Here is a 12,283-nt window from a genome sequence, read left to right on the forward strand (position 1 = left end):
ATTAATATGTCATTATTCGGTTTACCTATAAATTCTAAAATCCAACCTGGAAATTCTTTTCGAGAATCACAAAATATTAAATCTGCGAAAACCTTTAAAATATATCGCTATGATCCAGATTCTAAGAATAATCCTAGACTAGATATCTATACAATAGATCTTACTACAACAGGGCCTATGGTTCTAGATGCCCTAATTAAAATCAAAAATCAAATTGATTCAACATTAACATTTCGCAGATCTTGCCGTGAAGGTATATGTGGTAGTTGTTCTATGAATGTAGATGGAGTAAATACATTAGCTTGCATTACATCTATATCCAGTATAACTAGTGATATAGTAATATACCCACTACCTCATATGTATGTAATAAAAGATCTTATTTCAGATATGAAAGATTTTTATTTACAATATCACTCTATAGAACCATGGTTACAAAGTGATTCTAAGCCTAAAAACAAAAATTCAGAAAGGTTACAATCAGAAACAGAACGTAAAAAACTAGATGGACTGTATGAATGTATATTATGCGCATGCTGTTCTACTTCCTGCCCAAGTTATTGGTGGAATGGAGATAAATATTTAGGGCCAGCTGCATTATTGCAAAGCTATAGGTGGATAGCAGATTCAAGAGACAATAACAAATCAAAAAGGCTAGAAATGTTAGATGACTCATTTAAATTATATAGATGCCATACCATAATGAACTGTACAAAAACTTGTCCTAAAAAACTGAATCCAGCTCAAGCAATAGCAAATATTAAAAAAGAAATTTTTTATGAAAAATTCAAGCCAGATAAAAAATCATGATAGCTTGACTGAATTAATTCGTAAAGTGGCTTTATTCAGGCTAAGTAAATAAAATATCAGTGAGCTGTTGCTATCCAAGCTTTTACGGCATCATCTATAACTTTCAATGCTGTATCGACTGATTTCCAACCCAATATTTTCACCCATTTATTCTCTTCAAGATTTTTATAATGTTTAAAAAAATGTGTAATTTTATCTTTAATTATAGGGTGTAAATCATTAATATCATTGATATCCTCAAAACTAGGATCTAGCTTAACAGTCGGAACAGATAAAATTTTTTCATCAAAGCCAGATTCATCTTCCATCATTAATACCCCTATTGGTCTTGCTTGTAGCACTGCTCCTGGTATAACAGAATAGTTAGAAATGACTAGTACATCTAATGGGTCTCCATCTGGAGATAAAGTATTAGGTATAAAACCATAGTTATATGGGTAAAACATAGAAGTTTGAATAAATCTATCTACAAATAAAAATCCAGATGCTTTATTAAATTCATATTTAACAGGACTATTATTCATAGGTATCTCAATAACTACATTGATATCATTTTTTTGCTTGGCTGAAATTTTATTAATAAACATTTATAAATTACCGATTAAATTTAATTACAAACTTATAATAACTTTTATTTAAAATAATAAACATTGTTAATAGGGCATTTTCACATTACAAACAAATTTTTGCATGTGCTATATGCACTTTATAGACTGAATATATCCATATCACACATACTATAACAAATAAAATCATTAAAATATAAGATATAGAACCATATGTAGTATATGCAGTAAATGTAAAAATTAAAGATTGTATAAGGCCACTTAATGATTTACCTAATTTAGGACTAATAACATCAACAGCTGCCTTACCCTTTGTCTTTAATTCTACATTCAATGGTATGTATAACATCTGTAAAGAAGAATCCCAAATAGAATATTTTACACCCTTAGATAAAACATTTTGTACTGCGCCTATAAATACAGAAAGCGATAATAATGGCAATATCAATAATCCCTTATCGGTAACGATACGATATAAATCCTTTTCAAAAATCACTAAAAAAAAGAATATGCTACCGGTACTCATAATAATAATAGGAGTAATCACTGCCGTAACAAACCAGCTATATCGTCGCATTAAGTTATTCCCTATAACTGTTATGATCATTATAACTACTCCCGTCCACAAGATATAAGTACTAGTAAATAATGCATACTCATTAATACTAGGATATAATTCCTTAATTTTTGATTTCCATACACCCTCAACTAAATCTATGGATAAACTAAAGGATGCAGAGCAAATAAGCATTAACCATAAATACTTGGATTTCGATATATATTTAAATCCTTCAGATAAATTCATTTTTTTTTGTACTGCTATAAAAATATTATTACTATTCTTTAATAATTTACTATCTTTAATATCTCTTATTATAGCAGATAATATAATACATGATATAATTGATGAGCACGCCAGCATAGATACAGAAATTTGAGATAGTAAAAATTTACTATCTATATCAACAAAATATTGGTTGAAATAATTTTTAGTATCTGATAATTGTATCATAATTATGCCAACTAGCACTAGTGAAGAATTCCCAATAAATGCAAATAAAGTATAAAATCTTTTTGCTTGCTTAAAATCTATTATTTCATTTACAAACTGCCAAAAAAACAATACATAAAATATATTACCCCAAAGCTCAGATAAAGAATAAAACAAGATATACGACCAATTTCCAAATAGTAAAATATACCATTTCAAATAAGGATACTTGTCACCTATCTCTTGTACCTTATTAGCGCTAATATGTATTAGTTCTGCATTAGGATATAAAATAAATACAAAAATCAAGTAAAATACAGTAAATGCTGTGATAAAATAGTAAAATACTTTATCTAGAGTGTAGTATTCCAGTAATTTTATATATATTATTAGACAAATTGCAGCAATTGGAGTCATACAATAGAGTTTTATAAAACTTAGTACCTCAGCATTTAATTCTGAAATAACTATTGTATCTTTAAGGATCCTTAAAACATTCTGGTTAAATAAAATAAAAAACATTAAAAATGATATCAAAAAGAATTTTTTAAATTCTGAACCGTATACTGGCAATAAAATATTTTTTAATTTAGAAAAAACACTCCCACTGCGATAAGAATTGAACATAGCTATTTTGAATAAAAAAGAGATAACAGATAAGACATATTAACCCCAATACTGGCTATCATTATTACTAATTTAAAATATACCACTATAGTATACTCATACTAAACTTCGAGAAGCCTTAAATAACTTGGAAAAGGGAATACTATAATTATTTGGTAGCCAAGTCAATAATATTCACAAATACTATTATACAATAGATCTATTTTACAACATGATAACACAGAATAAATCCTTATATTAATCAAAATCTTGATACACTCAAACATATACAGAAAATTACTACATTAGTATAGACTACCCACAAACATTGAAAGCTATTTATATTTTTAGATAGATATTACACTGAAATACTCTAAAATTGATATTTCTAACAAGATCAATCTTATTATTTTTATATAATCTTTAACTGATCATCTAACCAAGACTGAGTATCTACCGATAGTAACGGTCTAACCCTTTTACGAATCTCACTGTAATATTGTTCTATGTAAAGTAATTCATCACGATTAAGCGTTGATACATCAATAAGTGATCTATCATATGGTACTAAAGTAAGGTTAGTAAATTTAAGAAATTTTTCATATGATGTAGAATTTACATAAATAAGATTTTCAATTCTAATACCGAACTCATTATTAATATAATATCCAGGTTCATTTGATAAAATCATGAATTTTTTTAAAACAACATTGCTATCTACCAAATAATTAATATTTTGAGGCCCTTCATGTACATTAAGAAAATCACCAACTCCATGACCAGTACCATGAAAATAATCTTCATATTCTTGCCATAAATATTGCCTTGCTAAAACATCAATATGCATACCAGTAATCTTAGATTTCGGAAAAATTAATCTAGCAAGAGCAATATGCCCTTTTAATACCTTAGTATAAAAATATTTATGCTTCGGATTAACATTTCCTATAGCAATTGTTCTAGTGATATCAGTAGTTCCTCCTTTATAATGAGCCCCTGAATCTAATAACAATAATCCAGTAACTGAGAGCACCTTGCTATCATATTTGCTAGCCCTATAATGTATAATGGACGAATTTTCATTAAATCCACAAATAGTAGGAAAACTATCACAAACATATCGACTATTATGAGACCTAAACTTAGATAATTCTATACCCAAATCATATTCTGAAAAATTCTTTAATCTATCATTAACATGAAGATTTACAATAAAAGATAAAAATTCACAAACAGCTACTGCATCATACAAGTGTACATCTATAGAATTATCTATCTCAATTTGATTTTTGCATGATTTTAAATAAAAACAATGATCATCAACAGGTATGGTGTTTTTTTTACACATTAAAAAATGTATATAACAAGAAGCTCCCTTATCAAATAAATATTTTTTATCTGATCTCATGTTAATAAAATCTGTAAAACTATCTTCTGGTAAAATAGTGACAATATCATGAAATATTTTTTTTAATTGTAATGACAAACGTTTATCATCTACAAATAAATAGCAATTTTTCGTAGAAACAATAGCAAAAGCCAGTAATAACGGAGAAAAATCTAAATCTGATGCCCTGATATTGAATAACCAACACACACTATCAGATCTGGTAACCAACATATAATCTGCTTGATGTTGTGACAACAACTTTCTACACTCAGCAATTTTAGATTCAAATACTTGACCAGAATACTGAATGGGGTATTCGTATATTAATGAACTAGGTTTATCAGGTTTATTTTGCCATACAAGATCTACCAAATTAACATTGATAGGCTTTAAACTAATAACACTACTTAACCTTTTATATAATTCAATACTACAAATTTTTGGATCAAAACCTATAATATCACCTTCTGAAATAAACTCATTCCATGAAAAAGAGTTAAATAAATTCTGATCCGTTATAATATACTCTTTACTATCTAACTGCTTACTACTTTGTAATAAATATCTGCTATCAGTAAAAAATAGAGAACAATTCTTTAATACAATAACAAATCCATTAGAACCAGTAAATTTGGTAATATACTCTAATCTTCTACCTGCAGCAGTGGTGTATTCATTAAGATATTCATCAGTAGATGTTACCAAATAACCAGTAATAGCTTTTGTAAAAAATTGCCCTTTCAAGGCCGACAATGACATATTCTCTATAAATATTGGGAATGAGTATAATAATTTTTATAAAACAGTGCTATAACAAGATATAATACTTACTAGTAGAAAGTTTAGTTTTGGAGATCCATAAACACTAGAACAAAGTAATTAAAAAAGTTTTTTTATATATTATCTTCATCTATATGAGTTTTCTTATAATTTTCATATCTAGTTTGTGCCTCAATACATAAAGTTGCTATAGGCCTTGCTTCTAAACGTTTTATCCCGATTTTTTCACCAGTTTCTTCACAATATCCATATAACCCATTATCAATGCGACTGATGGCATCTTGAATTTTATCTATTAATTTTCTATATCTAGTTCTTGTTTTTAGCTCAACAGCTGTTTTACTTTCAACTGTTGCTCTATCATTCAAATCAGACTCATTCCAATTTTCTTCTTTTAAATGATTCAACGTTTCCTGCGATTCTCGCAACAAACGTGCATACCAATCTTTAAGTTTAGCCCTGAAATATTCCAATTGTTTCTGATTCATATACTCTTCATCATCTGATGGTATATAAGAGTTTGGTAATTTATCTACACTTTTCATATGAGTATTTAAATATTTTATACATCAAAATCACTATATTTCTATCCAATATAACCCTAAAACCTGGAGCAAAGCAAGACTTTTTTATCCATTACATATAATCATACTAAATACAAAATATTTTTTAGACAATATTAATTAGATGTTATAATTTTCGACTACAAGGGTTACCATTTCAAGTAAATCTTGTAGAGAATAAGGCTTACTTAAAAAATTACAATAAAATTCTTTTGTACATGACAAGTTATTTTCTGAATAACCAGAAGTAATAATAACTTTAATATTGGGATAAAATTTCTTAATAAATCTAATTAATTCAGAGCCATTCATTTTGGTGATGGAGATATCAGTAATGACCAAAGTAATCTTATGCTGATGTTCATGTAACAATTTCACTGCTTCTTCACAATTATTCGTTTCTATAACATTATATCCTGCATTTTTCAATGCATACACACTCACCAATCTAACAGGGTCTTCATCTTCTACTATAAGGATGGATATATTATTGATTTTACTATTCTGAGTAAAATGCAAAGCATTAAATTGTCTATTAGGAAAAACATCAATTTCTTTAAAATCCAATTCATAAAATTTCAAAAACACATAGAAACTCGTACCTAAATTAACATCAGTTTTAAGTCTAAGATATCCATCAGCTTTATCTAAAATATCACAAACAGTTGCTAATCCTAATCCTGTACCGACACTGGAAGATTTAGTAGAAAAAAATGGCTCGAATATTTTATCTATAACAGAATGATCTATACCAACACCAGTATCATGCACTGTAATCAACACATACTCACCTTCAGTAATAATTGAATTTGTACCACGCGGTGAATAATAGCTGTTAAAAACGCTATCATGAGAAATATAAATTTTTTCTGTTAATAACTGCAAACTGCCACCATTAGGCATAGCATCTCTAGCATTGACAGACAAATTAATGATAATTTGCTCAAATTGACCTTGATCAACTTTGATATAGCAAGGATCGCCTTTATGCTCTATAGAAAGATTAATAGATGACCCTAAAAGTTTATAAATCAAATGGTATAATGCAGTAATTGCATCAGAAGCATTTATCAATCTATGATCAACCAAACCCTTACGAGAAAATAATAATAATTGTTGTATCAATTTAGTTGATCTAACTGCATTTTGTCTTATTTGCATTATATTATTATACGAATCTTGATCAGAATTGGGTTTGATTAACAACATATCTGTGAAACCAACTATCGCTGTTAATAAATTATTAAAATCATGTATGATATGAGTAGCAAACTCTCCTATTGCTTGGATTTTCTGCAAATGTACGAAATTATTTTCTAACTGCCCTTGGTAACTTGCATCAAAAAAAGTAAATATAATTAATGCATCAGAATCGAAAAAAATCTTCATTATATACAATGACATTGTTAAATGTTTATTCTTAGTTTTTAACGTCATATGTTCAACAACCTTACTACCTGATAAAGCATCATAAAAAATTTTTAGAGAACCCTTATCTAAAAACTTGTCTAACCTCTTTATTTCTGAAACATCATGCTGGTGCATGAATTTTTGAGCAGTTAAGCTAACACATAAAATATTCAGTGCACTATCTGTAGTAATTGTTGGAATCGGAAAGTGATAAAATACGCTATATAAGTCATTATGAGTCTTATAAGATTTGCTATAATTTATGCCAAAAATTTTTAATATTTTGAAGCATTTACAATATTCAGGATATGATCTTGTAACTAAAATATACATGAAATTCACTAGGTTAATAATTAACCTTAATAAAAAATACAAAATGAATAATAAAGAATTTGCCTGAAAGAACGATATATCACAAATGTAATACAGAACAGTTGAAACAATAATATTACCTACTAATATTATAAATAATTCATACAGTCCTACTTTATACATTTATACCAAATATAATTACTTGCAAATACACAATGCAATATCAATAAAACCAATTATTGATATTGCCAACTATTTTTGTCTCTACACATACTAAATAAAACGCTAAGAGTTACTACGCTATAAACTATAATGAAATTCAATTAATATATCAAACTATTATTTGCATTAATTATTCTATACCAAATCAATTTCAAAATAATTACAATATATTAAAATTATTATTCATCATTAGCAAAATATACAAATATAAGGATCAAGTGAATAAACTAAATAATACGATTTTAGAAAACTTGATTAAACACAACTATATCCTATATAACACATATTATGACTACAAAATACATATTAAATCTGTTATCATGATTTGCTCATAACGGAAAATAAATAATTAATAACCTCTGGTAATCACTAACCATAATCATTCCAAAATGCAAAATATTAATAACCTATCATTAATTAATTTATTCGAAACATCTGATACCTTAAACAAAGCAATAATATTATTCTTAGTTATAGTATCTGTATTTTGTTGGTCTCTTATTATATCAAAATCTTTACATTTAACCAAAACTAAAAAATTAATGAATAATTTCGAAAAATTATTCTGGTCAGAACAAAATTTTCAAAAAATCTACCAGCAAGTGAGAAATAAGATAGATAATCCCTTAGCACTAATTTTTATAAATGCTATTAATGAATATAAAAATAAAAATCAACCAGATAGTAAACAAGAAGTAAAAATGCATAATATTGAGCAAGCAATGCAACTTGCCCAGATGAAGTCAATAAAAAATCTTAATGAACATCTATCAATATTGGGGAATATAGCTTCTACCTCGCCATTTATCGGTTTATTAGGTACAGTATGGGGTATCATACACAGTTTTCAATCAATATCATTTGCACAAAATATTACGATTGCCGTTGTAGCCCCTGGTATAGCAGAAGCATTATTAGTCACAGCTATAGGGCTATTAGTAGCAATACCTTCTCTAATATTTTATAACTATTTCTGTTCAAAACTAGAAGAAATAGAAAATCAGATTGACAGCTTCATCATAGAATTAAATATTATTTTATCAAAGATTAATATATAAGATTCATACTGTGAGATATTACAATAGAACCAGTCTAAAAAAATATATTAGTAACAATAAAAAACCTATATATCAAATTAACGTCACTCCTGTGATAGATGTAATGCTAGTACTACTAGTGGTATTCATGCTTACTGCTAAGTCTCTGTTAAATGGTGTGGATGTTAACTTACCCAAAAATAATGCTAAATCCATTGAAAATTATGATACACCTATAGTATTAACTATAAATAAAGAAGGTAAAATTTATATCTTTGAACAAGAAATAGCAAAAAATGATCTGAAGAAAAAATTATCAAATATTCTTAAAGAAAAACAAGATGATAGAATTTTTATTAGAGGAGATCAAAATTTATCATATGGTTTTATATCAAACATCATGGTAGAAATATATAATGCAGGATTCACTAAATTATCTATGATTTCAGAAACGCAAAATTAATTGATTTACACCAGATGCCCATTTTTTTTGGTAGAGCATTAATAAGTTCAACAGTAATACACTCTGTACTGATTTCGTTAATTATTATATTCACATCTAAAACTATACAATCAAAACATAGTGAACCAATACAGTTTACAATAGTACATACAGATAAAATCTTACCCGTGACTATTATTAGTACTAACAAAAAAGATACTACAAATACTAAGCCAAATCCTAATAAGTACAGTAGTAAAAATACTGCATTACAAAATAATAATTTTCAGAATAAAGTTAATGAGAATAAATTACAAAATCAGCTTACAAAATCAAAAGTAAAAACTGATAATAATACAAATACAAAAAATATAAAGAATGTTACTCCAAATAACTCACACAAAAAAACTATATTGAAATCTAAAATAATAAAAAAAGCTAAACCTGCTACAAAAAATATTATTAAAAAACCTGCTAAGTTTAAAAGCGATACAAAAAAACAGACCCCCCAAAAAAAAGTAGAAAAGTCAAACAGAAACACAAAAGAGAATGATGTAATTACATCAATACTCAAAAGCCTTGAAAATGATATTTCTCTTACAGAGACTAACGATAAAAAGGATAATAGTAATGAATTACCACTTAAAGAGCAAGTGCTAGCTCTCAATGAGCAATCATATATAAAGCAAAAAATAGAGCAGAATTGGGAAAATCCTATGGCAATAAAACATTTAAATAATATTACAGTATTGTTAAATATTAAAATTGGAAAAAATAAAGTAGTCAATCATGTGGAAATAAAGGAAATACTATGTGATCATAGTAAAGAATTGTGTAAAATATTTGCAGACAGTGCTATTAAAGCTGTAATGCAATCCAGCCCTCTAGAAAATCTTACAGAGGATAGGCATGACGTATGGAAAGAACTAAACTTGTTGTTCAACCCAGAAAATATACTAAAGTAAATAGATATTATGAAAATAAATCAATATATAAAAATCTTATCATTCATAATCTTAAGCACAATTAATATAAAATATGCTTATACAATAAATACTATTAATATTACTAAAAGTCATTTTTCTCCAGTAAAAATAGCAATCCACGATATTAAAATAGATAAAAATACTAATCCTAAAGTAGGAGAACAATTAAAGGATATTCTAATTGCAAATCTAACTAATTCAAACGCTTTTAAAATAATAGATAAAAAGGCATTTATTGAAGAAAATTTAGAAATAAGTGCTACCCCATCCTTTCATACATGGGCACTCCTAGACGTAAAATTACTATTTAATGCATCTGTAGTACAATCATCAGAAAATAAAATCAAAATCACGTATATGTTATGGGATATAATTTTGGCAAAAGCTATTGTGAAAAATGATATAGAATTTTCACAAGAAATACTAAGAAATACTGCACATAAAATATCAAATAGCATATATAAAATTGCAACTGGATACGAAGGATACTTTAATAGTAAAATAGTTTATATAGCAGAAACAGGCAATTACACCAATCGTATTAAAAGGATAGCGATTATGGATCAAGATGGTGCAAACCATAAATACTTAACTGATGGTAGTAGTACAGTGCTAACACCCAGATTTTCTCCTGATGGTAAAAAAATTTTATATTTATCGTATAAAAATAAAATTCCAAAAATATATCTGATGGATATAGAAACGCTTGATACCACTTTGATAGGAAAATTTACAGGTATGTCCTTCGCACCAAGATTCTCCCCTGATGGTACTAAAGCATTGTTATCAATAGCAAAGAATGGTGCTACCAACATATATGAAATTAACCTTAATACTAAGAAAATATTACAACTTACATTTGATAAAAATATCAATACCTCCCCCTGTTACTCTCCAGATGGAAATTCTATAATCTTTAATTCTAATAGAAATGGAACAAGACAATTGTTTATAATAGATAGAATTCACTCGAGAATAATACAAATAACATCAGGGCCTGGCTCTTATTTAGAACCAAATTGGTCAAAAATGAATAAAATAGTTTTTACAAAAATTAGTAAAACTTATGGATTTACTATCGGAGTAATTAATCCTGAACATTATAAAACTAACCTTAGTGAAAGACTGATTACTAGCGGTTATATTGTTGAAAATCCATGTTGGTCTGCTAATGGCCGCACAATATTATTTACCAAGGGTAATAAAATTACAAATTTAGATAAACAAAAGATGCAAAATAAATCTATCAAAAATCTAAATAAAATATATGCAATAGATTTCACTGGGCATTACGAACGCATAATACATACACCAGTAGATGCATCTGACCCTGATTGGTCAAATAATATTGATTAACAATCATACTTAAATAAAATGTTAGAAAGTCTTAAATACGAAATTGCTACCGTAACTGCAAGTTCAGTTCTGAGTATATTTAACCCTAAACTTACAGATATTATATTGTCTCTTGCCAATATTCTAGATCTCTCATCCGAAGAAAATCCACCTTCAGGACCTACCAATAATGCTACATCATGATCTAACATTGTAATGTTAGCTAATCTATTGGAATCTTCAGATTCATTAAGGAATATAATGTGATAATTTGAATAATTTATTAGAAATTCCTCTAGTGAAGCGTTAGTAATTGATGGTACTATAAAACCTTCTGATTGTTCTGCAGCACCGGTAGCAATCTTAGACATCTTACTCAAATTTACTGAAGAATACTGAGATCTTTCAGTAAGTAAAAATATTATGTTCACAACACCTAGTGCTGTAGCATTTTTTACTACCTCTTTCATTTTATCAGTTTTAATTAAGCCAATAGCTAGATTTAATCTTTTTTTTGTTTCAGGCTTACAACGTATAAATGATAATATTATGATTTTACATATAGATCCCTTAACTAAAATAATTTTAGATAAAAACTCTCCATCTTTTTCATTAAAAACCCTTAATAAAGAATCTTGCTTTAATCTCAATACATGAATTATATGATGAGACTGCTCTTCATCAAAGGTAACTACATCATTGATGCTAATATTACAAAATAGATATTTCCTTGTCATTTTAAAAAAACTATCATCACGTGTCATAATATTGATATACTCATAAAACTAATTTTATCAAAAAAATAAATCTTTAAGAAGATACTGTAACTAAAA

Annotated in this window: 11 protein-coding genes; 5 read left to right on the forward strand and 6 right to left on the reverse strand. The window is 27.3% G+C overall.

Translation table 11 applies throughout. The features are described 5' to 3' along the window. Nucleotides 1-6 precede the first annotated feature (6 nt). Nucleotides 7-810: a succinate dehydrogenase iron-sulfur subunit gene (locus IHI24_RS02460; RefSeq protein WP_194966485.1), complete on the forward strand. Its 804-nt coding sequence runs from the start codon at nucleotides 7-9 to the stop codon at nucleotides 808-810. Between the two features lie 56 nt (nucleotides 811-866). Here IHI24_RS02460 and ppa read toward each other — a convergent pair whose 3' ends face one another. The 5 genes from ppa to IHI24_RS02485 all read right to left on the reverse strand — a co-directional run bounded on the left by ppa (nucleotide 867) and on the right by IHI24_RS02485 (nucleotide 7,611). Next, complete coding sequence (gene ppa, locus IHI24_RS02465; RefSeq protein WP_194966486.1) at nucleotides 867-1,397, reverse strand: inorganic diphosphatase; 531 nt, start codon at nucleotides 1,395-1,397, stop codon at nucleotides 867-869. 85 nt (nucleotides 1,398-1,482) lie between these two features. Then, nucleotides 1,483-2,994 (reverse strand): Npt1/Npt2 family nucleotide transporter, encoded by a 1,512-nt coding sequence (locus IHI24_RS02470; protein ID WP_194966487.1) that lies wholly within the window; start codon nucleotides 2,992-2,994, stop codon nucleotides 1,483-1,485. A 391-nt stretch (nucleotides 2,995-3,385) separates the two neighbouring features. Continuing rightward, on the reverse strand, nucleotides 3,386-5,122 hold the full coding sequence (locus tag IHI24_RS02475; protein ID WP_194966488.1) for an aminopeptidase P family protein: 1,737 nt from the start codon (nucleotides 5,120-5,122) through the stop codon (nucleotides 3,386-3,388). 134 nt (nucleotides 5,123-5,256) lie between these two features. Then, on the reverse strand, nucleotides 5,257-5,688 hold the full coding sequence (gene dksA / locus IHI24_RS02480) for an RNA polymerase-binding protein DksA (RefSeq protein WP_194966489.1): 432 nt from the start codon (nucleotides 5,686-5,688) through the stop codon (nucleotides 5,257-5,259). 138 nt (nucleotides 5,689-5,826) lie between these two features. Further along, nucleotides 5,827-7,611, reverse strand: coding sequence for a response regulator (locus IHI24_RS02485; protein WP_194966490.1), 1,785 nt, complete (start codon nucleotides 7,609-7,611; stop codon nucleotides 5,827-5,829). Between the two features lie 428 nt (nucleotides 7,612-8,039). On the opposite strand from IHI24_RS02485, the gene tolQ reads away from it, so the two are divergent. The 4 genes from tolQ to tolB are packed head-to-tail and all read left to right on the forward strand — an operon-like array spanning nucleotide 8,040 to nucleotide 11,471. Then, on the forward strand, nucleotides 8,040-8,708 hold the full coding sequence (gene tolQ, locus IHI24_RS02490) for a protein TolQ (RefSeq protein ID WP_194966491.1): 669 nt from the start codon (nucleotides 8,040-8,042) through the stop codon (nucleotides 8,706-8,708). Between the two features lie 10 nt (nucleotides 8,709-8,718). Further along, complete coding sequence (locus tag IHI24_RS02495; protein ID WP_228777145.1) at nucleotides 8,719-9,150, forward strand: ExbD/TolR family protein; 432 nt, start codon at nucleotides 8,719-8,721, stop codon at nucleotides 9,148-9,150. Nucleotides 9,151-9,164: 14 nt separating this feature from the next. Next, nucleotides 9,165-10,094, forward strand: coding sequence for a hypothetical protein (locus tag IHI24_RS02500; protein ID WP_194966492.1), 930 nt, complete (start codon nucleotides 9,165-9,167; stop codon nucleotides 10,092-10,094). Nucleotides 10,095-10,103: 9 nt separating this feature from the next. Continuing rightward, nucleotides 10,104-11,471, forward strand: a complete 1,368-nt coding sequence (gene tolB, locus IHI24_RS02505) for a TolB family protein (RefSeq protein WP_194966493.1) — start codon at nucleotides 10,104-10,106, stop codon at nucleotides 11,469-11,471. Here tolB and IHI24_RS02510 read toward each other — a convergent pair. Beyond that, nucleotides 11,468-12,214 carry an RsmE family RNA methyltransferase gene (locus tag IHI24_RS02510; protein ID WP_194966494.1) on the reverse strand — a complete coding sequence of 249 codons (747 nt, stop codon included), beginning with the start codon at nucleotides 12,212-12,214 and terminating at the stop codon, nucleotides 11,468-11,470. The two genes, tolB and IHI24_RS02510, sit on opposite strands and share 4 nt — an antisense overlap. Between the last annotated feature and the right edge of the window lie 69 nt (nucleotides 12,215-12,283).

It is taken from the genome of Rickettsia endosymbiont of Cardiosporidium cionae (assembly GCF_015476335.1).
Classification (GTDB): domain Bacteria; phylum Pseudomonadota; class Alphaproteobacteria; order Rickettsiales; family Rickettsiaceae; genus JADHZC01.

What these genes read in the sequence shown, in the direction of transcription:
- IHI24_RS02460 (WP_194966485.1), top strand. Translation starts at nt 7, where the DNA reads ATGTCATTATTCGGTTTACCTATAAATTCTAAAATCCAACCTGGAAAT.
- ppa (WP_194966486.1), bottom strand. Translation starts at nt 1,397, where the DNA reads ATGTTTATTAATAAAATTTCAGCCAAGCAAAAAAATGATATCAATGTA.
- IHI24_RS02470 (WP_194966487.1), bottom strand. Translation starts at nt 2,994, where the DNA reads ATGTTCAATTCTTATCGCAGTGGGAGTGTTTTTTCTAAATTAAAAAAT.
- IHI24_RS02475 (WP_194966488.1), bottom strand. Translation starts at nt 5,122, where the DNA reads ATGTCATTGTCGGCCTTGAAAGGGCAATTTTTTACAAAAGCTATTACT.
- dksA (WP_194966489.1), bottom strand. Translation starts at nt 5,688, where the DNA reads ATGAAAAGTGTAGATAAATTACCAAACTCTTATATACCATCAGATGAT.
- IHI24_RS02485 (WP_194966490.1), bottom strand. Translation starts at nt 7,611, where the DNA reads ATGTATAAAGTAGGACTGTATGAATTATTTATAATATTAGTAGGTAAT.
- tolQ (WP_194966491.1), top strand. Translation starts at nt 8,040, where the DNA reads ATGCAAAATATTAATAACCTATCATTAATTAATTTATTCGAAACATCT.
- IHI24_RS02500 (WP_194966492.1), top strand. Translation starts at nt 9,165, where the DNA reads ATGCCCATTTTTTTTGGTAGAGCATTAATAAGTTCAACAGTAATACAC.
- tolB (WP_194966493.1), top strand. Translation starts at nt 10,104, where the DNA reads ATGAAAATAAATCAATATATAAAAATCTTATCATTCATAATCTTAAGC.
- IHI24_RS02510 (WP_194966494.1), bottom strand. Translation starts at nt 12,214, where the DNA reads ATGACACGTGATGATAGTTTTTTTAAAATGACAAGGAAATATCTATTT.